Raw genomic sequence first — 22,321 nt, 5'->3', positions numbered from 1 at the left:
TTCGGATTCCTACCGCGCCGTGTTCATTTCTCATGAAGTGAAACGCCATACCGAATGCTGCAACCGCACGTCCAAAAAAGACGGGTGCCCGCGAAGGCCCGTCAGGCCGGCGTCATACGCAAACCCTTATGCCACCTATAAGCTGGGGTGGAGTCACGACTCGAAATCCCGGGTTTCCGAGCGCCGGGAGAACGATTACACTCAGGGTCTTATATAAGACTGCCCCTTTTCGTCAGTGATCATGCGCCGCCCTAACGTGAAATGCGTTTTCGGTGACAAGTGAATGGCCCGGCGAAGCAGCGTCAACCAGGTTTTCAAACTCGAGTACAGCATCATGACTTCCACTTCCCAGCGTGGCGGCCTGACGGTCGCAGACAATCTGATCGCGTTCATCGAAAAGGAAGCCCTGCCGGGCACCGGTGTCGATGTCGAAACCTTCTGGAAGGGCTTCGACGCCATCGTCCACGACCTCGCGCCGAAAAACCGCGCGCTGCTCGCCGAGCGCGATCGTCTGCAAGGTGAACTGGATGGCTGGCACCGCGCCAACCCTGGCCCGATCGCCGACGCTGCCGCCTACCGCGCCTTCCTCGAAAAGATCGGCTATCTGCTGCCCGCACCGGCTGACGTCAAAGCGACGACCGCCGAAGTCGATTACGAAATCGCCGAACAAGCTGGCCCGCAACTCGTGGTGCCGCTCTCGAACGCCCGCTATGCCCTGAACGCCGCCAACGCACGTTGGGGCAGCCTGTACGACGCGCTCTACGGCACCGACGCGATTCCCGAAGCCAACGGCGCCGAGAAAGGCTCCGGCTACAACCCGAAGCGCGGCGAACTCGTGATCGCCTTCGCACGCGGCTTCCTCGATCAGGCGGCGCCGCTGGCCGAAGGCTCGCACAAGGATGCGACCGGCTACAGCGTCGAGAACAGCCAGCTCGTCATCACGACCAGGAACGGCAAGACCACGCTCGCTACGCCGGCACTCTTCATCGGCTATCAAGGCGATGCCGACAAGCCGACGGCCGTGCTGCTCAAGCAAAACGGTCTGCATTTCGAAATTCAATTCGACGCGAACCACCCGATCGGCAAGACGGACACCGCCCATATCAAGGACGTGCTCGTCGAAGCCGCCGTGACGACCATCATCGACTGCGAAGACTCGGTTGCCGCCGTGGACGCCGACGACAAGGTCGAGCTGTATCGCAACTGGCTGGGCCTGATGCAAGGCACGCTCACGGAAGAAGTGTCGAAGGGTGGCAAGTCCTTCACCCGCCGCCTGAACGCCGATCGCGAATACACGGGCGCCAATGGCAAGCCGGTGAAGCTGCATGGCCGCTCGCTGCTGTTCATCCGCAACGTGGGCCACCTGATGACCAACCCGGCGATCACCGATCGCGACGGCCGCGAGATTCCGGAAGGCATTCTCGACGGCGTGGTCACCGTGCTGGCATCGCTGCACGACCGCAAGCACCGCCTGAACTCGCGCACCGGCTCGATCTACATCGTCAAGCCGAAGATGCACGGCCCGGCCGAAGTGGCCTTCGCCGACGAACTGTTCAGCCGTATCGAAGACCTGTACGCCCTGCCGCGCAACACGCTCAAGATGGGCATCATGGACGAAGAGCGCCGCACCAGCGTGAACCTGTCGGCGTGTATCGCTGCGGCGGCTGCGCGCGTGGCCTTCATCAACACGGGCTTCCTCGACCGCACCGGCGACGAAATGCACACGGCGATGGAAGCCGGCCCGATGATGCGCAAGGGCGACATGAAGTCGTCGGCGTGGATCACCGCTTACGAAAAGAGCAACGTGCTCGTGGGGCTGGCTGCCGGCCTGCGTGGCCGCGCACAGATCGGCAAGGGCATGTGGGCCATGCCCGACCTGATGCACGCCATGCTGGAGCAGAAGATCGCGCATCCGAAGGCCGGTGCCAATACGGCTTGGGTGCCGTCGCCGACCGCCGCCACGCTGCACGCGCTGCACTACCACGTTGTCGACGTGCAGGCCGTGCAACAGGAACTCGAAAAGATCGACTACGCGAAAGAGCGCGACGCCCTGCTCACCGGTTTGCTGACGGTGCCGGTGGTGGCCAAGGCCGAATGGAACACTGAAGAGATCCGCAAGGAAATCGAGAACAACGCGCAGGGCATTCTCGGCTACGTGGTGCGCTGGATCGATCAGGGCGTGGGCTGCTCGAAGGTGCCCGACATCAACGACATCGGCCTGATGGAAGACCGCGCCACGCTGCGTATTTCGAGCCAGCATCTGGCGAACTGGCTGCGTCACGGCGTGATCACGCGCGAACAGGTCGAAGAGACCATGAAGCGCATGGCCGCCGTGGTGGACACGCAGAACGCAGGCGACAAGCAGTACCGCCCGATGGCCCCGAACTTCAGCGATTCGCTGGCGTTTCAGGCCGCCAGCGCCCTCGTGTTCGAAGGCCTCACGCAGCCGAACGGCTACACCGAACCGCTGCTGCACAAGTACCGTCTGAAGCTCAAGGCGGAACAACGCGGCTAACGTCATCACGTGTATCGCGTGAATTGCGCGAATAGCAGGTCTCGATAAGCACAAGACTTATCACCGGACGCCTGACGGGGTAACCTGTCAGGCGTTCGTGTTTTTTCAGGAGCCTGTTGCGCATGGACCCCGCCATCGCACTGCAACGCGCCGAACGGCGTGCCCTGTACTTCCTGCTGGTCGCGCTGGCGATTTTCATCGCCACGCTCTTCATGCCGCCGCACTTTCTCACCGGCTGGATTCGCGCTGCCGCCGAAGCGGCGATGGTCGGCGGTCTGGCTGACTGGTTCGCGGTCGAGGCGCTGTTCCGGCGCATTCCGATCCCCGGGCTCGCTGCACACACCAACATTCTCATTCGCAAGAAAGACGCGCTGGGCGATGGTCTGGCCCGCTTCGTTCGCGAGAAATTTCTCGATACGCCCTCGGTGGTGCGCCTCATCCAGCAACAGAATCCCGCCGACGCGGTGACCCACTGGCTGGGCTCGCACGACAACGCACGCCAATTGAGTGCCGTGCTGGTGAAGGTAGCCAGTGGCGTGCTCGACGTGATGGACGAGCGCAACGTGCAGGCGTTCATTCGCCGTGCACTCGACACGATGATCGACCGGCTCGACCTGTCGCAATCGGCTGCTGCCATTCTCGACACTCTCACGCGCGATGGCCGCCATCAGGCGCTGCTCGACGAAACGCTCGAGTACCTCGTCGAACTGCTCAACGAACCGCAGACGCGCGAATTTCTCTCGGCGCGCATCGTGGAGTGGCTCAAGGCCGATCACCCGAAGAAGGAGAAGGTGCTGCCCTCGGAATGGATCGGCAACAAGGGCTCGGACATGATTTCGGCCGCCGTGACGCGCCTGCTCGCCCAAATGGAGGCTGACGATTCGCACCAGTTGCGTCAGGCGTTCGACCGCGCGGTGGCCGGACTGATCGAGCGGCTGCGCAACGACGCCGAGTTTCAAGCGAAGCTCGACGGCTTCAAGGCGCAGTTGAAGGGCGACACGGCGCTGACCGCTTATGCGGGCAGTCTGTGGAACGAGTGGCGCAGTTGGGTGAAGCGCGACCTGGCGCAGGAAAATTCGGTGATCGGCGCGAAGATCGTGGGCGCAGCGTCGTGGATCGCACAAGAACTGGCGCGCAGTGAATCGCTGCGCCGTGCGCTTGATGCGCAACTGCTCGACGCTGCCGAGCGCATGGCGCCGGGCTTTGCCGACTTCGTGACCGAACACATCCGCGCGACGGTGCACGGCTGGAATGCGGAACATCTCTCGCAGCAGATCCGCCTGAGCGTGGGGCAGGATCTGCAATACATCCGCATCAACGGCACCCTCGTGGGCGGACTGATCGGCGCGTTGCTGTACCTGATCGCCCAAGCGCCGACCCTCCTGGCGCGATGAACGAGGTCAACTCTCGGACGGGGATGCAAGCGTCGCCCCTGCCGCGATGAGCGCACTGAACTTGTCGGGGTCGTTGAACGGCATCGGCCTGTCGGTCTTCATCGCCTGATGTTCGTGGGCGATCTTCACGTTGTAGCCGGCTTTGGCCGCCGCCATCGCTTCGACAAATGCCTGCGGACCGCCGTTGTACGCCAGCAGTTGGGCGCCCTTGCCCTGCTCATTGGCGATCCTGAGCGCGGTGACAACGAGTTCCTCGCCGGATTGGGGCATGCGCGTCGACCAATCGTTCGTGTCGCCGTTTGTCACGGTCACCAACGTTTCGCAATTCGCTGAAGCATATTGCGCACCTTGCTCGGCCACGATGCCGAGCGTGGCAAGCCGCATGTCCCGGGCGACTTCGTAGACGACGCCGATCCCTTCGGGCGTGCCGCCGGCGACCACGACCACGTCGTCTTTTCGACCGCGTTCCTCGCAAATGGCTTTCAGGTCCCGCGCGATGGCTTCCTTGATTCCGGTCTGCGCTGCATATCCCGCGCCCGAGTAGCCGACGTATACGACCGCGAATTTCTCCTTGAGGACTTCACCGAGCCGCGTTTCGTACGTCTGATCGCTGGGCGGACCGTCAGCCTCCGAAGCATTGGCGTATGGGATAGCAGGGGGCGGCAGGGGGGTAACGATCGTCATGAGGCGGGCGCTCCAGTTCAGAGGGAAGAGAGAGCCGGGGGCGTAACTGAGTAAATGAGTGACGGAATAACGAAGTAACGGCCAACGATGTGCTGGCAATGTGCCCGGCTGGTGCGAATCCTATCGACGCGGATCGTCGATTCCCAGAGCACCTTCGCGCTTCGCGCGGTTGCCTACGTTCGCCGGTGGGGACACGCCCTGATCGCGCAGGGCGAAGACGCGAAACTTCACTGACTGTGGCGCGCAACGCACACTCTCGATCGCCACGACAACGGTTTTTGCCGCCCAAGACGCCGCCGCACGTGGCTGTCGTCGTAGAATCGATTAAATTTATCGATATATAAAAAATCAAAATTATATTTATACAAACCCGTTCCCTATAGTTCGGTCCCTGTAGCGCCGAATGCACCTATCTCGCCGGCGCGCAGATAAAACCTTAGAGAACGCCACACCTCATGAAGACCACGATTCTGGCCCGTCTGGGCCTTGCCGGCGCCTGCGCCGCGATGGCCCTTGCCGCAACCTCGGCACATGCGCAAAGCAACGTCACCATCTACGGCCTGATTTCGGGCGGCGTGGGGTACGTGAGCAATCAGGGTGGCAACAAGACGTGGCAGGCGCTCTCGGGTACGAACCAGAACCCGCGCTGGGGTTTCCGTGGGTCTGAGGATCTCGGCGGCGGCACCAAGGCGATCTTCACGCTCGAAGCCGGCTTCAGCATCGTGAACGGCACGGCGGCCCAGAACGGCCGTGCCTTCGGCCGCCAGTCGTTCGTCGGCCTGTCGGACAACAAGTGGGGCACGCTGACCCTCGGCCGCCAGTACGACACCATTCACGATTACGTCGGCCCGATCATCATTTCGAGCAACGGCGTGAACATCGGCGACAACGACAACGGCTACAACGATATCCGTATGCAGAACTCGGTGAAGTGGGTGAGCCCGACGGTGGGCGGCTTCCACGGCACGGCGCAATACGGCTTCTCGAACTCGGCCACGGGCTTTCGCAATAACAACGCCTACAGCTTCGGCCTGGGCTACAAGTACGCCGACTTCGACTGGAACGCCGCGTACGCGCAATACAACAACCCGTTCAGCGGCACGAACAACGACGGCGCCATCGCCAACGACTACGCCAGCCCGCTGCTGATCTTCTCGAAGAGCGCCGTGCATCCGACGATGTACGCGAGCCAGCAGCGCATCTTCGCCACGGGCGGCTTCTACCACTGGGGCCCGGCGCTGATCGGTGCGATGTTCTCCGACGTGCGCTACACGTATCTCGACGCGTCGCATCTGCACTTGCAGAACTACAACCTGACGCTGAACTACAACGTCACGCCGGCCCTCGTGCTGGGCGCTGCGTACGGTTTCACGACGGGCAACTACGATGTGATCAACACGCGCCCGCAATGGCATCAGGTGAACCTGCAAGCCGATTACTGGCTGTCCAAGCGCACTGACGTGGCGCTCACGCTCAACGCGCAGCAGGCCGCAGGCGACGCGCAGAATGCGCAGCTGTTCGGCTACGCCGCATCGAGCACCAAGCGTCAGCTGGCCGTGACGCTGGGTATGCGCCACACGTTCTGATCGACCGACGCGGCCTCACGACTTCGCCTTTCACGCTAATTTCAGATTCGACGCCATGGCAGACATCAACGAACCGAGCACGGCCCCGCAGCGCAATCGCCGCACTTTCCTGCGCACGTCGCTCGCCGCCTCGCTGGCGACGCTGGGCGCCACCGGTGCCGGTAACGCGCTGGCAGAACTGACGTCGACCGAAGGCGCGTCGCGCCTCGCGGCCGACGGCACGCCGCGTCGCACCGTCATCATCGATTGCGACCCGGGTCAGGACGACGCCATCGCCATTCTGTTTGCACTGGGTGCCAGCGATCAGATCGACCTGAAAGCGCTCACGACGGTGGGCGGCAACGTCCCGCTGGAACTGACCGAGCGCAACGCGCGCATCGTGCGCGACTGGGCGGGCAAGACGCACTCGCTGCCGGTGTATGCCGGCTGCCCGAAGCCGCTCATGCGCGATCTGATTACGGCCGCGAATGTGCATGGCCGAACGGGCCTCGACGGCGTGACGTTGCATGAGCCGCGCGCACCGCTGGCCCCGCAGCACGCCGTGACGTATCTGATCGACACGCTGCGCGCGGCCAAACCGGGCAGCGTGACGCTCGTGGCGATCGGGCCGCTCACTAACGTGGCCACCGCGTTGACCGCTGCGCCGGACGGCGCAAAAGCGCTGCGCGAAATCGTGGTGATGGGCGGCGCGTGGTTCGAACGCGGCAATATCACGCCGTCGGCCGAGTTCAACATCTTTGTCGATCCGGAAGCCGCGAGCATCGTGCTGAACGCCGGTGTGCCGATTACGGTGATGCCGCGCGACGTTTGCGTGAAGGCCCCGATTACCCCGGCACGTGTGGCACCGTTCCGCGCGTTGAAGAATCGTTGCGGCCCGATCGTGGCGGACATTCTCGCGGCGGAAGTGGCGTATCAGAAGGGCCGCCGCGGTGTGGAGTCGGCACCGATGTACGACCCCTGCACGATCGGCTACCTGATCGATCCGACGATGTTTGGCGGGCGTCGCGTGAACGTGGCGGTCGAGACGACGGGGCAACTCACGCTGGGCGAGACCGTGGTGGACTGGACCGGGCGCACCAAGCGCGCCGTGAACGCCACCTGGATCACCGACGTGGATGACGATCGTTTCTACGAGACGTTGCTGGCGCGGATTGCGCGCCTGCCGTAACGACTCGAGGTAATGAAGCAACGCGGTGCCCCAGCAAAGACAAGGGCACCGCGTTTTCGCATGTTGTGATTACGTCGCGAGATGCTTCGCGATCCAGTCGCGGCAGGCGCTGACCTGCGGGCCGCGCTCCTTGCCGTCGAGCGACATCAGCGCGACGGTACGTGTGACGCGCGGTGCCGTGACGTCGAGCGCGACGAGGTCCGGGTCGTGCAAGTGCAGGGTGTAGAGCTTGGGCAGGATGGCAAGCGCGAGACCGCTGCGCACGAGCGCGTACAGCGGCTCGGTGTACTCCATGCGGTATTTCGGCTCCAGACGTAGATTGTGCGAGCCGCCCGTGCGTCGCAACGAATCGCTGACGTTGCCGCGCACGAAGACGGCGAGATCGCGCTCGGTGAGTTGTGCCCACGTGGCAGACGCCGCCTTTGCCAGCGGATCGTCGTGGCGCGCGACGAGCACGATTTCATCGTCGAACAGGTCGTCGCAGCGAAAGCCCTCGGCGCTGGCCGCTTCGTCGTCTTCATCGCGAATGCCCACGCCGAGGTCAATCTCGCCACGGGCGAGCGCGGCGACGAGTTCGCTGTTCGGCAGATCGCTCAGGGCGAAGCGAACGCCGGGGTGCGCTTCTCGCAGGCTGCCGAGCACCGGCAGCAAGCGGGCGGCCACCGACGGGATGAAGCCGATACGCACCGTCTGCGCTTGCAGCGTGAAGGTGCTGGTCATGTCGTCGAAGGTGCCCCGCGCGGCGTTGAGCAGGCGCTCGGCGAGCGGCAGGATGGTCGTGCCGGCCTCGGTCAGCGTGAGACGGTGTGCTGAGCGCTCGAACAACCGGCCGCCGAGCAGAAACTCGATTTGCCGGATGGCGGCCGTCAGTGCGGGCTGAGTCACGGAGAGCGCTTGTGCTGCCTGCGTGAAGCTGCGCGAGTGCGCCAGCGCAACGAAGTACTGCACTTGCCGCAACGTGAGCGCAGGCAGTGGCGGCACGGTGGCTGGGGGGGCGGTCGCGGTGGCCTTGGCTGTCGCCGGTGCTTCCTTCTTCGCTTGCGGCGGCGTTGTGGTGGCGGGCGAGGCTTTGGCGGCGGCCGATTGACCGGTACGGCGCGATGAATTCGGGGGTGTCGCCATAGCGCGCTCCTGGGTTTGCGAAGAATAGATTCGAATTATCGAATCATAAGTAATTTGATTTTTTATTTATAGTCGCTTGGCCGTAAAGTGCCACGCAAAGACCCAACTATTCTTGGCATATGCATACCTCTCCTACTGAGCGCGACGTTAATAGTGGCCACGCGGGCGGCACCAGCGGCAGCCTGCCGCAGGGCGGCACGGCAAGTGCGCCGCGCGGCTGGTTCGAGCGACGTTTCGCCATCGCCGAGCGCGGCTCGTCCGTGCGTACCGAAGTGCTGGCCGGTATCACGACGTTTCTGGCCGCCGCCTACCTGATGGTGGTAATTCCCTCGTTGCTCGCCACCGGCGGGATGGATCGCGGCGCCGCTACCACGGCGGTCATGCTCGTGTTCGTGCTGTTCTCGGTGCTGATGGGCTTCTACGCGAACCTGCCGTTCGTGGTCGGCCCGGGCATCGGCGGCTCGGTGATCGTCGGCGTGACGCTGGCGGCAACGGAGCATGTCGCGTGGCAGACCGGCATCGCCATCGCGTTCCTCTCGGGCGTGCTGTTCCTGTTGCTGACCGTGCTCGGCGCGCGCAGCGTGGTCGCACGATTGATCCCGACGGCCATCAAGCTGGGGTTGGGCGCATCCATCGGCTTGTTCATCGCGGTGCTGGGCGTGCGCAACGCCGGTATGGTCGTGGCCAACGCCAAGACCAACGCCTTCGCGCTGGGCGACTTCAGCAAGCCGGGCACGATCGTGGCCTTGGTCGGGCTGGGCGCGGCCATTCTGCTGCAAGGCCGCAAGGTGCCGGGCGCGATTCTCTGGTCGATCCTGCTGGCGGCGCTCGCCGGCGTGCCACTCGGTGTGACCAAGGTCCCCGAGTCGTTCATTTCGCTGCCGCACAGCATTGCGCCGGTAGCGTTCCAACTGGATTTGCATAGCGCGTTGACCGTGGCGGCGCTGCCGTATCTGTTCGCGTTTTTCGCGGCGGAATTCTTCTCCACGCTGGGCACCACGCTCGCCGTGGGCGGCAAGGCTGGCCTGCTCGACGAGCACGGCAACATGGCCAACATCAATCGTCCGTTTCTGGTCGATTCGATTGCCGCCACGGGCGGCGCGCTGCTGGGCATTCCCGCGCTGACGGCGCTGGTCGAGTCGGCGGCAGGCGTGGAAGCGGGTGGCCGCACGGGCCTGACGTCGATTGCCGCCGCGTTCATGTTTGCACTGGTGTGCTTCTTCGTGCCGGTGGCGCTGGCCATTCCGAAGGAAGCCACGGCGCCCGCACTCATCCTGATCGGTCTGTCGATGTTCAGCACGATTCGTCATGTGCCGTTCGACGACTTCAGCGATGCATTCCCGGTGCTTGCGATGGTGCTGCTCACGCTGCTCTCGAACAGCTTCGGCACGGGTATCGCGGGCGGCTTGCTCTGCTATGTGCTGGTGAAGGTGCTGATGGGGCGCTTCAAGGATCTGCCGTGGGGGCTGTACGTGTTGACGCTGCCCCTCGCGTATTACTTCTGGACGGTGGTGGGGCGTCACTAAGCGACGCGGTTACCCCTGAGCAACATCGGCCCGTCCGCCATGGGCGGGCCTCATGAATTCAATAAGACTGAGCGTTATGACAGAGACACCGGGCCACGTGCCCGCCGCACGCACCGGCGTGCAGATTCAGGAGGCGCATCGCACGTTTTTCCACGCGATGCCGAAGGTCGAACTGCACTGCCATTTGCTGGGTGCCGTGCGTCACGACACGTTCGTCGCGTTGGCCGAGAAGTCGAACGCACCGCTCGCGCGCGACGAGATCGATGGGTTCTACACCCGTGGCGAGAAGCCCGTGGGCGTGCTGCGTGTGCTGCGCGCGCTCGACGAGTATTTGTTGACCACGCCTGACGATCTGCATTGCATCGCCTACGAATATCTGGCCGATGCCGCTACGCATAACGTGCGCTACAGCGAATTCTTCTGGAACCCGACGGGCACCGTGCGCACGTCGGGCATTCCGTATGTCGATGCGCAAGACGCCATCGTCGCCGCGATTCGTGACGCCGAGCGCGACCACGGCATCGTCGGGCGTCTGATCCCGAGCATCGACCGCGAGGCCGATCCGCGCGAAGCCGTCGAGATGGTCGAGTGGATGCGTGCGCATCGCGCCGATGAAGTAATCGGTATCGGTATCGACTATCGGGAAAATGACCGCCCGCCGGAGTTCTTCTGGAAGGCGTACCGCAACGCGCGTCTGGCGGGCTTCAAGACGACCGCGCATGCGGGCGAATTCGGCACGCCGTGGACGAACGTCGAGACGGCCGTCGAATTGCTCAAGTGCGATCGCATCGATCACGGCTACACCATCGTCGATGCGCCGGACTTCGCGCACGAATGCGCCGAGCGCGGCATCGTGTTCACGGTGGTGCCGACCAACTCGTATTACCTGCGCACGTTGACGCCGGAGCGCTGGGCGGAAGATCACCCGATTCGCCGCCTGCCGGGGTTGGGTCTGAAGATTCACCCGAACACCGACGATCCGACGCTGCACAAGGTCAACCCGGCGCAGGCGTGGGAGTTGATGTTCAGCCATCTGGGCTTCTCGCTCGACGACTTGCAGACGTTCATGCAGAACGGTCTCGACGGCGCGTGGATCGACGACAGCACGCGTCGCGCATGGCGTCGCACGTTCGCCGTGGAGTTCGATACGGCGCGCCGTGCGTTGGAGGCGTCGCTTGCAAAGCCGGGTGCGGGCGCCTGAGTTACGGTTTTTCCTTGGTCTCACCCGACCATTTGCCGCCTTCGGGCGGCATTTTTTTACCCAAGAAAAAAGCCGCCGGCGTCTGCACGCTGGCGGCTTCGCATCGCTTGGGGACGATGCGCGGGCAACGATCCAACCAATGAATTACGAGTGGTTGTCCGGGTCGACCAGATTGCGGTCGTTCAACTGGGCGCGCACGTCGGCACGCGTGATGCCGCTCGCCGGGGCTGCCTTGTTGTCCTGAATCTGTGCGGTCAACGGCGTGCCGGTTTCCACTTGATTGAGCTGACCGTCGGCGCGAGCCTGGGCAATTTCGCTGCGAACTTCAGCGCGCGACACGTCGCTTTGGCTGGCGAGTTGTTGCGTGTCGCCGATCGAATTGTCGTAACGAGCGTCGGCGAAAGCAGAGGCCGACACGAATGCAGTAGCAGCGACAACAGCAGCAAGGATACGGGTGTTCATGGTGATACTCCTGTCAATTGATTGTGTTCTTTCGTGTTCAGCTAGCGTTCGGGGCATTTCCGCGGTTTTGCTGCACTGCGGTGTCCGTCGCGTTGGCATGAGTTGAATCTTAGGGATAACCCGTGGTTTTTTCGCAACTGAGCGTCCACAAAACACAACCAATCGTCTGATTCGAAAAATCTATTGAAAATCAACGCTCTGGCGCCGATATAAGGGATATATGGCTGTGCGCTGACCGGGTTTGGGCGGGGATTTGGCGGGAAATGCCGCTTTGCGCAACAACCTGTCTCATGCAATGGGGTTTATTGCTACGCGTGTCAGCAGTAGAGTAACAATCATGAAGTCTGGCCGACGTCGTGGTTCGCAAGGTGCGCCGCACCGCGGACGATGTTGGCCCGTACAGGAGCATAAAAATGGCTGCCCTCGGTTCTTTCCTCTTGCTGGCGAGTGCTTCGTTGCTCACCGCCGTGTATTTGCGCAGCCGTCAGGAACGTGCCAACCGCTCGCGTCGTCAGGCAGTGCGTATTACGCGTCGTTGATTGCCGGGATGTTGGCGTGATGCCGATCGCTACGCAGTTGTGAAGCTGCGCTGGCGCAGATGGGTGTAACCGGTTGATCTGAAACTTTGAATTTGCGCGAGCCTCGCCTCGCGCGGGGTTCGTGCAACGTGAGCCCGCTGCGATGTTCGCCATGATTCGGTGTGCGCGATCAATCGCCTCAAACATTCCCCGATTATTTCATTTTCAGCAATGCGTCCTTCTCCGGGACCGCGTTTTTCTCATGCGTGCGCGAGCGTAGATTGGCGGCAATGGTGGCGCCCGTCGTGGACGTCGCTTCCGACAGGAGAAATGGAAAATGAAACACGCTCTGATCGCTTCGGCCTTTGCTGCCACCCTGCTGACCGTTGGCGCTGCACAAGCTGCCGAAAACACGCAACCGGCATCGCAGCCGCAACAAGCGCAATCGCAAACGCAAGCTCAGGTGCAGGTGCAGCAACAAGCCCAGCCGGGTCCTGTTGCCGCCCAACAAGCCACGACCGTGGCACCGGTGTATGAAGTGCCGGGTCGCGTGAACCGCGCCGGTTCGATCTACTTCGGTCAGTAAGTCTTCTTCATCGCCGCGGCGCACGCGGCGGAGAGGCATCCGACGGCGACCACATAGACCGCGATCCACCACGGTTTGTGGCCGCCGTATTCGAGCAGCGTTGCCGCCACCAGCGGTGTGATCGAGCTCGAAACAATCCCCGACACCTGATACACCACCGAGATACCCGTGTAACGCACGCGCGTGTCGAACAGCTCGCAGAACATCGAGGCTTCCGGCCCGTAGACGAAGGCGTACACCACGCCCAGCGGCAAGATCACCGCGAGCGATACCCACCAGATGTTTGTCGAGTAGTGCATGACGGCCAGCGCCGGAATCGACGACAACCCGCACGCCATCGCTCCCCAGCCGAACACGCGACGGCGCCCCACCCGATCGGACAGCTTCGATGCGTAGGGAATCGTCACGACAAGCACGAGTGCGGCCAGCGTGACCGCCACCAGCACGGGCGTCTTCGGGAAGTGCAGCGTCCCCACCAGATAGGAAATCGCGAACACGGCGTAGACGTTGAACACGACGCCGTCGATGTAGCGCGCCCCCCAGCCGAGCAGCACATTGCGACGGTAGTCGCGTGCGATCTCCTTGAGCGGCACATGGGCCACGTGCTGGCTGTCCTTGATGCGCGCAAACTCGGGCGTCTCCAGCACCTTCAGTCGGATGAACATGCCCACGGCCACCAGCGCGAGACTGAGCATGAAGGCGAGCCGCCAGCCCCACGACATGAACTGCGCATCGGTCAGCGTCGATGAGAGCAGGGCCACGACACCGGTCGACAGACACAACCCGACGGCCAGCCCGATCTGCGGGTAGGCCGCGAACTGGCCGCGTTTGTCACGGGGGGCGTACTCGAAGGCCATCAGCACCGCGCCGCCCCATTCGCCACCCAGCCCGATGCCTTGCAACAGGCGCAGGAAAAGCAGGATCAATGGCGCGGCGATGCCGATACTTTCGTAGCTCGGCACCAGCCCGACCAGAAAGGTCGACACCCCCATGATGGTGAGCGTGATGATGAGCAGCGGCTTGCGCCCGATCTTGTCGCCGAAGTGACCGAACAGAATGCCGCCAAGCGGGCGGGTGGCGAAACCCACCGCGTAGACGGTATAGGCCAGTGCGGTGGCGATGAAGGCATCGCCGCTGGGGAAGAAGAGCTTGTTGAAGACGAGTCCTGTGACGGTGCCGTACAGGAAGAAGTCATACCATTCGACGGTCGTGCCGATCAGGCTGGCCAGCGCGACCGTACGCACTGCCTTTTCGGCAGAGACGGTATCGCTGTTGCCGATCCCGGTGAGAACCTGTTCCATTGCGCCTCCTGTTGATGCGCCGCGCCGTGGCGGCGCGCTGCGACGCTCCGGTCTGCGCCGGGGCGTCTGTCTCCATGGTTGTCTCGTGACCGCGCGTTGGACCGGCGGCTGTTTTTTCGATAATGGCTGTTGCGGGGACTGCGGATAAGTCTCGGAAATGCCTAGGCACGCTTAGGTACGCTCGGGTAAGCCAAAGCAGACCCAAGTAAAACGACGCTGCAAACGGCCACGCGCCGGTACGTCGATACATCAATGCTTCAGTACGACAGCGACAAACTTCGGTGACTCACCGCGCCCGGCGCCTGCGATGCGTTCAGTGCCGCGCGGTGGAGCGTGGGACGCAGGCCCGTCAGGCCATTGCCCCGATAAAGTTGCGACCCCGTGGGCCGTCGAGTGCGGCGGCAATCATTGCCGTCGACTCCAACTCGGTCACCCCATAGGCGGCGAATTCGGTAGCGACGCCCAATCCGTTCAAGAAGGCCGTGAGCGTCTCGGGCGCACCCGCGATATCGCCGTCGAAGACTTGCGCGAGCACGGCGTCGCGGTCCGGGCGCCGGCCGATCGCCAGACGCATCACGGCGGGCAGCGTGAACGAGCACGCAATGCCGTGCGGCAGCCCGTGACGAATGGTCATGTCGTAGGAAATCGAATGGGCGAGCGCCGTCTTCGTGTTCGAAAACGCCATACCTGCCTGCAACGCGGCGAGTGCAGCGGCGCGGCGCAGATCGATATCGTCGAGTGACGCCATGAGCTGCGGCAGCACGCGCATCATGTCGCGCGCTGCGGTGACCGCGAAGGTGTCGGAGATCGGATTCGCGTTGACGTTCCAGATCGCTTCCAGTGCATGCGAGAGCGCATCGAGACCGCTTTGCAATGTCACGGAGCGGGGCAGCGAGCGAGTGAGCCGTGGATCGACGATGGCGGCTTCGGGCCACGTTTCGGGCAAATGCAGCGAGTATTTCTTGCGCTTCACGTGCCGGTCCCAGAGCGTGGCCCACGGCGTGACTTCGCTGCCGGTGCCCGCTGTCGTCGGGATCGTGATGAGCCGCTTGGTGCGCGTAGGGTTGAAGGTGCCGCCTGCATCGAGCGCATCGACCAGCGTGCTGAAGCGGTCGTCGTCACCGGCGACCATCAACAACTTGGCCGTGTCGAGCGCGCTGCCGCCACCGAGTGCCACGATCACCTCGCACTGTCCGTAGCGACGCCAGAAGTCGCCGTACATCGGCGCCAGTTCGCGCACGTCGGGGTTCGGGCTCACCTGATCGATCACGCCGGCAAGCTGGCCGCCGAGCAGGGCTTCGACCTGACCGGTCATGCCCAGCGCGCGGGCTTCGGGCATGGTGACCAGCACGACACGGCGCTGGCCGACGAGGGCCGGTAGCTGGGCGAGGGCGCCGTCGCCGAAGTGGACGTCGACAGGGTTGTGAAAGCTGGGGAAGCTGGAAGAGCGCGAACGTTCGGTCATGGCGGATGGCGGGGACGATGCCGCGTTTGCCGCTTCGCATCCGGCGAAGCGAACGGTTGGCGAAAGATTGAGCTGGATTATGGTGAGCGCCGTCCTATACTTCCAATTCACATTTTTTCGCCAACCTATTGGCAAAACCTATACCTCGTCACGGGAGCGTCACCGATGCGGATTACCCAATTGCGTTCGTTCCATGCCGTGGCGCATCACGGCAGCGTGACGCGTGCGGCGCAGGCGCTGCATGTGAGCCAGCCGACGATGACGACGCAGATTCGCGCGCTCGAAGAGACTTACGGCATCGAGTTGTTCTATCGGCACGGTCGCGGATTGACGCTGACGCCCACGGGCAAGGCGTTGTATTCGGTGAGTTTGCGCATCTTTGCGGACGAGGCTGAAGCGCTCGGTCTGCTCAAGGAGCATGGCGGGCTGAGAACGGGGGAGCTACGCCTCGGTGCGGTGGGGCCGCATCACGCGATGGAGATCGTGGCGGCGTTTCGGCCGCGTTACCCGGGCATCGCTATTTCGATGCGTGCAGGCAACTCGGAGGAGATGATCGACGGTCTGCTCGCGTATCGCACGGATGTTGCGGTACTGGCGCGTTATCAGGATGACGCGAGGTTGCATGCCGTGCCGTACCGCACGCATCCGGTGGTGCTGCTGGTGCCTAGAGGGCACCGGTTTGCGCGCCGCCGCAGTGTGAAGCTCGCGGAGTTGGCGGGCGAGTCGATGCTGATGCGCGAACCGGGGTCGACGACGCGTCACGCGCTGGAGGCGGCGCTCGCATCGGCGGGTGTCACGCCAGACGTTTCGATGGAGATCGGCAGCCGCGAGGCGATTCGCGAGGCGGTGATTCTCGGGCTCGGCATCGCGGCCGTGTCTGCGCGCGAGCACATCCCCGATGAGCGGCTGGCAGTGGTGTCGATCAGCGACGCCAAAGTGGAGACGACTACCGTCGTGGTGTGCCTCGCCGAGCGCCGTGAGTCGCGCATGATCGCGGCGTTCCTGAACGTGGTTGCGGGGATGGTGTGACACGTTTGCGGTGAATGTTGGGTGTAATCGCCGCAGATTTTGCGGTGATTGATTTGCCCCTCCGGCGAATCTTCGCCATAATCGCCGCATGGAACGCGGTGATTGGCTTTATCTCTGGCAGGCTCCCGAATGGCCGGCAATGCGCTACGACATGGCATTACTGGCGCGTCCGCTCGCGCGGGTCAGTCGCGCGCAGGGGCGCTTGTATGGCCGCATGGCAGACGTCGGGATGTCTTTGCGCGACGAAGCCAGTCTGGCGGCGCTGACCGAGGACGTACTCAAGACCAGCGCCATTGAAGGCGAACAGCTCGATCCGGCGTCGGTGCGTTCGTCCATCGCCCATCGCCTTGGTGTCGATATCGGCGCACTGGCACCCGTGGATCGCCATGTCGAAGGTGTCGTGGAGATGATTCTCGATGCCACACAACGTAGCGCCGAGCCGGTGACGCGCGAACGTCTCTTCGGCTGGCATGCGTCGCTCTTTCCGACCGGTTATTCAGGGATGTCGCGCATTGCTGTGGCGAACTGGCGCGACGATGCCAGCGGTGCCATGCAGGTGGTCTCCGGTTCGCACAACCGGCAGCGCGTGCATTTCGAGGCGCCCCCCGCCGCAAGATTGGACGAGGAGATGACGCGCTTTCTCGGCTGGGTGAATCACGAGTCGGACGAACTCGCGCTGATCAAAGCAGGCCTCGCCCATTTCTGGTTCGTAACGCTGCATCCCTTTGACGATGGCAACGGCCGGATCGCGCGGGCGATCGGCGATTTGCTGCTCGCGCGCGGCGACGGCAGTCCGCAACGCTTCTACAGTCTGTCGGCGCAGATTCAGCGCGAGCGCAAGGGCTACTACGAGATTCTGGAGCGCACCCAAACGGGCACGTTAGATGTCACCGCGTGGCTGCTGTGGTTCTACGACGCGCTGGAGCGTGCTATCGAGCAAGCCGACAAAACGCTTGATGCAGTACTTCGCAAGGCGCATCTGTGGCAAGCGTGGGCCACGTTGCCGCTCAATGGCCGTCAGATCAAAGTGCTCAATCGACTGCTCGACGACTTCGAGGGCAAGCTCACGAACGCCAAGTGGGCGGCGCTCGCGAAGTGCTCACCGGACACGGCGTTGCGCGACATTACCGAATTGCTCAGCCACGGTGTGCTGCGTAAAGGCCCCGGGGCGGGGCGCAATACGTCGTACGAACTGGCGGACTGACGCGCGGATCAGCTCAGGTACTGGCTCGAGAACAGCACCACGGCCGAGGCCACGAGGCAGTAGATGCCGAACAGGTACCAACGGCCATGCTCCAGCCAGCGCGAGAGCCAGCGCAGCGCGATCAGGCCCGCGAAGAAGCTGAACACCATGCCCACGAGACACGGCGTAAGCACCGTCATGAAGTGGCCCGAGAAGGCCTGCGTGGCGCCCGATTTGTACAGGCGATACGCTTCCTTGACGATCACCGGCGGGGTGAGCACCACAGCCAGCGCGAAGCTGAATTCTTCGACACGAATCTTGTCGAGCCCGCGCAGCATGCCGGTCGAAATGGTCGAGCCCGAGCGCGAGAAGCCACGGAACGGCAGGCACACGCCCTGCACCGCACCGATCCACGCGGAGTCGGCGGCACGCATCGGACGGTCGCCCATCGGCGGGCGTTTGCGGCCCGAGATGAGGATCAGGATGCCCGCCATCGCGAGACCCGCCGAGATGATGTACAGATTGCCGAACAGATGCTCGATCTCGGAATGCTGCGTGCCGCGCATCAGCACCTTCTCGATGAACAGCATCAGCGCAATGCCGATCACGCCGGTAAAGGCGGTGGCGACAATCACTTGCTTGGCGTTGTGGACGAAGTCGCGGCGGGACGAGAAGTAACGCTCGCGCCACGATTTCCAGAAGTACACGATCACCGCCAGCATCGTGCCGGTGTGCAACATCACCAGCAGTAAAGTCATCTCGGGGGCGGTCGGGTCGAGCCCCATCAGCTTCTCGGCCATGATGACGTGTGCGGAGCTTGAAACGGGCAACAACTCCGCCACGCCCTGCACAATCGCGAGCACCAGCACTTGCAAATAGTCCATGCGCAATCCTTGGGAAATGGGCAAGCACACTACGCTGCAATCATGTCGTTTTGGTGACAGTCATATGACGGCGTCGCCGATCCCTGCCCCCGACCGGCTGCCGCGCATGATACCCCGTCAGAATTGGTCTTGAATGAGGTCTTTGCGTGGGTATTTTGCCGGCCGTCGGCACGCCATCGCGCTGAAACGACAACGGGCGCCCGTGGGGACGCCCGTTGTTTTATCAGTGAAAACGCGCCGCGATGGCTACGCCGCGTTTCAGAGGCGCGCGAGGGCCTGATCCAGATCGGCCAGCAGGTCGTCGATATGCTCGATACCGATCGACAGGCGCACGGTTTCCTCGCTCACACCGGCCTTGCGCAACTCTTCCGGCGAGAGCTGGCGGTGCGTGGTCGACGCCGGGTGCGTGGCCAGCGACTTGGCGTCGCCGATGTTCACGAGCCGCGTGAAGAGCTGCAAGGCATCCTGGAACGACGCGCCGGCTGCACGGCCACCCTTCACGCCGAAGGTCAGGATGCCCGGACCGCGTCCCGACAGGTACTTCTTCACGAGCGCATTGTCGGGATGCTCGGGCAAACCGGCGTAGTTTACCCACTCGACCTTCGGATGCTTCTTGAGGAACTGCGCCACCTTCAGTGCGTTCTCGGTGATGCGGTCCAGCCGCAAGGCCAGCGTTTCGATGCCTTGCAGGATCTGGAAGGCGTTGAACGGCGAGATGGCCGCGCCGGTGTTGCGCAGCGGCACCACGCGCGCACGGCCGATGTACGCCGCCGGCCCGAAGGCTTCCGTGTAGACCACGCCGTGGTAGCTCACATCGGGCTCGTTCAGGCGCTTGAAACGTGTCTTATGGTCAGCCCACGGGAATTTGCCGGAGTCGACGATGGCACCGCCCAGACTCGTGCCGTGCCCGCCCAGATACTTGGTAAGCGAATGCACGACGATGTCGGCACCATGCTCGAACGGACGCAGCAGATACGGCGACGGCACGGTGTTGTCGATGATGAGCGGAATGCCGTGACGATGCGCGATTTCCGCCAGCTTGGCGATGTCGGTGACGTTGCCCAGCGGGTTGCCGACGGACTCGGCGAAGATCGCCTTGGTCTTCTCGTCGATGAGCGGCTCGAACGACTCCGGCTCACGCGGATCGGCAAAGCGCGTGGTGATGCCCGAGAGCGGCAGCGTGTGCGCCAGCAGGTTGTAGGTGCCGCCGTAAAGGGCGCTCGCTGCCACGATGTTGTCGCCGGCCTCGGCAATCGTCTGGATCGCATACGTGACGGCCGCCTGACCCGAGGCGAGGGCCAGTGCCGCAATGCCGCCTTCGAGCGCGGCGACGCGCTGCTCAAGCACGTCCTGCGTCGGGTTCATGATGCGGGTGTAGATGTTGCCCGGCACCTTCAGGTCGAACAGATCGGCGCCATGCTGCGTGTCGTCGAACGCATACGCCACGGTCTGGTAGATCGGCACCGCCACCGCACGCGTGGTCGGGTCGGGGCGATAGCCACCGTGCACGGCCAGCGTCTCCAGGCGCCACTTCGGCGCTTGTGCGTTCTCTTCGGTGCTCTGTGTCTTCTCGGTCATGTCGATTGTCTCCGGATAAACATGACGTTCCCGGTGGGGAACGGATGGGTTGGCGAGTTGGCTTAGCGGGTCTGATTCGCGGTTTGTTTAGGTCTCCGATGACATTCTAATGGCCTGCTCCGCGACGCCTTATCTCTGATCTGCACATGCTTAGCTCGGCCCGGGCGCAACGGTTCGTAATATCGCGCGTAATAGCGCTTACGTTTGGGCGTTATTCGGCTGGATATACTCGATTCACGCTGATTCACCACCGCTACGGAGTCGCCCGATCATGACGTTTCGTTCTGCGCTTTTTGCGCGTCTCAGCACGCACGCCGGTGTGCCGGGGCGTGCCGCTTTGCGATGTGCACTGGTGTTTGCCTGCATGGCGGGCGCGTGGTCGGCGACGGCCCATGCGCAGGAGAAGATCAGCATTCCTTCGCTGGATACGGACAACGCTGGCAAGCCGGTGATGCTCGACGCGTACCTGTTTCGTGCGCCCAACGCCAACGGGCCGACGCCTGCGGTCGTGTTCATGCACGGCTGCAACGGGATGATCACGCGCAAGGGCAAGATCGACAGCCGCGAGCTCGATTGGGCCCAGCGATTCAATGCGCAGGGCTATACGGTGCTGGCGGTCGACAGCTTTACGTCGCGCGGGCAGCCCAGTGAATGCCGGGGTGGCGGGGATGTTCGACCGTCGGTGGAGCGCCCGCGCGATGCCTACGGCGCGTTGCGGTATTTGCAGCAACTGCCGGGGATCGCGCCAGATCGCATCGCGCTGATGGGCTGGTCGCACGGCGGTGGCACGGTGTTGTACTCCGTGGGGCCGCGCAGCCCGGGCAAAGTGCCGGTGTCAGCGCCCGTATCAACGGCGCCCACGCCACCCGACTTCGTGGCAGCGGTCGCGTTCTATCCGGGGTGGTGCAACACGAAGGCACAAGGGCCCGGTTGGTCGACGCGTATCCCGTTGCTCGTGTTGATCGGCGCCGACGACGTCTGGTCCAAGCCGGTGCCGTGCGATGCCTTCGTGAAGGACGTGACCGCCAAGGGCGCGCCGATCACCTTCCACATGTATCCGGGCGCGTATCACGACTTCGACTATCCGAATCTGCCGTTGCGCGAGCGCCCCGAGTTCACCAATCCGAAAACCCATATCGTGCCGATCACGGGAACGCAGCCGGAAGCGCGCGATGACGCTATCGCTCGCGTCACCGCATTTCTGGCGAAGGCTTTTGCGTCCTGATTTTCTGAAGGATCAAAACCGTTAGGGAATTTCGGCAAACTGATGCAGATGCCCGTCAGGCGGGCATCTGCGGGCGATTTTCCGAAAGTTGTGCACCAGGTATCCACAGGTTAATCACCGCAAAACCCCGGGATCTCCACAGGTAATCCACTGGTAATGCCGGGGTTATCCACGGCCTATCCACAGCTTGTTCACGGCTTATCCACGCGATATCCACCCGAATGAGGCGACTTATCCCGTAGTTATCCCTGCACTATCCCCAGACTGTCCACAGACTTGTCCCTGCGCCAATCACAGCTTGTTCACCGGGTTATCGACAGACTTATCCACAACCCGCTGAAGTGACATCGTTTCGCGCAGACAAAACAAAATCGGCCGCTGAAATTGCGGCCGATTTGTCATCGGTGAGGGTGCGTGACCCGGAGTCGCGTCGCGCCTGACAGCGGCGCCGGCTCACGGGCACATGCGGGTGATCAGCTACCGAAGTAAGTGCTTCCTGCGCTGGCAACGTTGGTCACCGAACCTGCCATCACCGGCTGTGCGGCGCCGCCAACCTTGGCAACCGTCGTCGGATACACCGAGTCGTGCTGTTCGAGCAGACCGGCTTGCTGAGCTTGGATCAGTTCCGTGCGGACCTGTGCGCGGCTCACGGCGCTCGTTTGCGGAACCCATGCGAATTCCGAAGGACCTTCGAAGGCGTCGCTGGCAAAGGCCGAACCGGCCGACACAGCAAGCATTGCGGAAACCAGAGCCGAGGTAATAAGAGTGCGCTTCATGATGTTTTCTCCTGTCGTTTGAACGTTGGCGGTGTTCGTTTCACCGTCGACAGTTGCAGTCTATTGCTCGCATCAATCGCAATAAAGTCGATAATTGTCTATTTTAAATTGCTGTTTT

At 63.0% G+C, this 22,321-nt stretch carries 19 protein-coding genes; 11 read left to right on the top strand and 8 right to left on the bottom strand.

Annotated features, from left to right (window positions below):
* The first annotated feature begins 334 nt into the window (after positions 1-334).
* Together CDV44_RS22140 and CDV44_RS22135 are read left to right on the top strand one after the other, a co-directional pair.
* Positions 335-2,515 (top strand): malate synthase G, encoded by a 2,181-nt coding sequence (locus tag CDV44_RS22140; protein WP_087690825.1) that lies wholly within the window; start codon positions 335-337, stop codon positions 2,513-2,515.
* 122 nt (positions 2,516-2,637) lie between these two features.
* Positions 2,638-3,909: a DUF445 domain-containing protein gene (locus tag CDV44_RS22135; RefSeq protein ID WP_087690523.1), complete on the top strand. Its 1,272-nt coding sequence runs from the start codon at positions 2,638-2,640 to the stop codon at positions 3,907-3,909.
* Positions 3,910-3,915: 6 nt separating this feature from the next.
* Here CDV44_RS22135 and CDV44_RS22130 read toward each other — a convergent pair whose 3' ends face one another.
* Positions 3,916-4,692, bottom strand: coding sequence for a hypothetical protein (locus CDV44_RS22130; RefSeq protein ID WP_140413290.1), 777 nt, complete (start codon positions 4,690-4,692; stop codon positions 3,916-3,918).
* A gap of 356 nt (positions 4,693-5,048) precedes the next feature.
* Between CDV44_RS22130 and CDV44_RS22125 the strand changes: the two genes are divergently transcribed.
* Together CDV44_RS22125 and CDV44_RS22120 are read left to right on the top strand one after the other, a co-directional pair.
* On the top strand, positions 5,049-6,179 hold the full coding sequence (locus CDV44_RS22125) for a porin (RefSeq protein ID WP_058376711.1): 1,131 nt from the start codon (positions 5,049-5,051) through the stop codon (positions 6,177-6,179).
* Positions 6,180-6,234: 55 nt separating this feature from the next.
* Positions 6,235-7,347: a nucleoside hydrolase gene (locus CDV44_RS22120; RefSeq protein WP_087690520.1), complete on the top strand. Its 1,113-nt coding sequence runs from the start codon at positions 6,235-6,237 to the stop codon at positions 7,345-7,347.
* Between the two features lie 69 nt (positions 7,348-7,416).
* On the opposite strand, the gene CDV44_RS22115 is transcribed toward CDV44_RS22120, so the two are convergent.
* A complete protein-coding gene (locus CDV44_RS22115; protein WP_087690519.1) occupies positions 7,417-8,469 on the bottom strand; it encodes a LysR family transcriptional regulator in 1,053 nt (350 codons plus the stop codon).
* 119 nt (positions 8,470-8,588) lie between these two features.
* Here CDV44_RS22115 and CDV44_RS22110 point away from each other — a divergent pair, with 119 nt between their 5' ends.
* Both CDV44_RS22110 and CDV44_RS22105 read left to right on the top strand, forming a co-directional pair.
* Complete coding sequence (locus CDV44_RS22110; protein WP_087690517.1) at positions 8,589-9,995, top strand: NCS2 family permease; 1,407 nt, start codon at positions 8,589-8,591, stop codon at positions 9,993-9,995.
* Between the two features lie 76 nt (positions 9,996-10,071).
* A complete protein-coding gene (locus tag CDV44_RS22105; protein ID WP_087690515.1) occupies positions 10,072-11,196 on the top strand; it encodes an adenosine deaminase in 1,125 nt (374 codons plus the stop codon).
* 144 nt (positions 11,197-11,340) lie between these two features.
* Here the strand turns inward: CDV44_RS22105 and CDV44_RS22100 are convergent, their stop codons facing one another.
* Entirely contained in the window at positions 11,341-11,658 is a 318-nt protein-coding gene (locus tag CDV44_RS22100; RefSeq protein ID WP_170936072.1) for a DUF4148 domain-containing protein, read from the bottom strand.
* Positions 11,659-12,071: 413 nt separating this feature from the next.
* Here CDV44_RS22100 and CDV44_RS28630 point away from each other — a divergent pair, with 413 nt between their 5' ends.
* Both CDV44_RS28630 and CDV44_RS22095 read left to right on the top strand, forming a co-directional pair.
* Entirely contained in the window at positions 12,072-12,197 is a 126-nt protein-coding gene (locus CDV44_RS28630) for a hypothetical protein (protein ID WP_254915918.1), read from the top strand.
* Between the two features lie 316 nt (positions 12,198-12,513).
* Positions 12,514-12,762: a hypothetical protein gene (locus tag CDV44_RS22095; RefSeq protein WP_087690512.1), complete on the top strand. Its 249-nt coding sequence runs from the start codon at positions 12,514-12,516 to the stop codon at positions 12,760-12,762.
* Here CDV44_RS22095 and CDV44_RS22090 read toward each other — a convergent pair.
* The gene (locus tag CDV44_RS22090; protein ID WP_087690510.1) at positions 12,756-14,063 is read right to left on the bottom strand and encodes an MFS transporter; all 1,308 of its coding nucleotides are present in this window, start codon (positions 14,061-14,063) and stop codon (positions 12,756-12,758) included. The genes CDV44_RS22095 and CDV44_RS22090 overlap by 7 nt on opposite strands.
* Before the next feature lie 349 nt (positions 14,064-14,412).
* Complete coding sequence (gene psrA, locus CDV44_RS22085) at positions 14,413-15,528, bottom strand: iron-containing alcohol dehydrogenase PsrA (RefSeq protein WP_087690509.1); 1,116 nt, start codon at positions 15,526-15,528, stop codon at positions 14,413-14,415.
* Positions 15,529-15,693: 165 nt separating this feature from the next.
* Between psrA and CDV44_RS22080 the strand changes: the two genes are divergently transcribed.
* Both CDV44_RS22080 and CDV44_RS22075 read left to right on the top strand, forming a co-directional pair.
* Positions 15,694-16,557, top strand: a complete 864-nt coding sequence (locus tag CDV44_RS22080) for a LysR substrate-binding domain-containing protein (RefSeq protein WP_087690507.1) — start codon at positions 15,694-15,696, stop codon at positions 16,555-16,557.
* A gap of 88 nt (positions 16,558-16,645) precedes the next feature.
* Positions 16,646-17,761, top strand: a complete 1,116-nt coding sequence (locus CDV44_RS22075; RefSeq protein WP_087690505.1) for a Fic family protein — start codon at positions 16,646-16,648, stop codon at positions 17,759-17,761.
* Between the two features lie 8 nt (positions 17,762-17,769).
* Here CDV44_RS22075 and CDV44_RS22070 read toward each other — a convergent pair whose 3' ends face one another.
* Complete coding sequence (locus CDV44_RS22070; protein ID WP_058376721.1) at positions 17,770-18,624, bottom strand: undecaprenyl-diphosphate phosphatase; 855 nt, start codon at positions 18,622-18,624, stop codon at positions 17,770-17,772.
* 258 nt (positions 18,625-18,882) lie between these two features.
* Positions 18,883-20,202: an O-acetylhomoserine aminocarboxypropyltransferase/cysteine synthase family protein gene (locus CDV44_RS22065; protein WP_058376722.1), complete on the bottom strand. Its 1,320-nt coding sequence runs from the start codon at positions 20,200-20,202 to the stop codon at positions 18,883-18,885.
* A gap of 271 nt (positions 20,203-20,473) precedes the next feature.
* On the opposite strand from CDV44_RS22065, the gene CDV44_RS22060 reads away from it, so the two are divergent.
* On the top strand, positions 20,474-21,427 hold the full coding sequence (locus CDV44_RS22060) for a dienelactone hydrolase family protein (RefSeq protein ID WP_087690503.1): 954 nt from the start codon (positions 20,474-20,476) through the stop codon (positions 21,425-21,427).
* A gap of 473 nt (positions 21,428-21,900) precedes the next feature.
* Here CDV44_RS22060 and CDV44_RS22055 read toward each other — a convergent pair whose 3' ends face one another.
* The gene (locus CDV44_RS22055; protein ID WP_087690501.1) at positions 21,901-22,203 is read right to left on the bottom strand and encodes a DUF4148 domain-containing protein; all 303 of its coding nucleotides are present in this window, start codon (positions 22,201-22,203) and stop codon (positions 21,901-21,903) included.
* Between the last annotated feature and the right edge of the window lie 118 nt (positions 22,204-22,321).

The sequence above is a fragment of the Pandoraea sp. PE-S2R-1 genome, from assembly GCF_002179865.1.
Lineage (GTDB): Bacteria > Pseudomonadota > Gammaproteobacteria > Burkholderiales > Burkholderiaceae > Pandoraea.
This window is presented reverse-complemented; position numbering and strand designations above follow the sequence as displayed.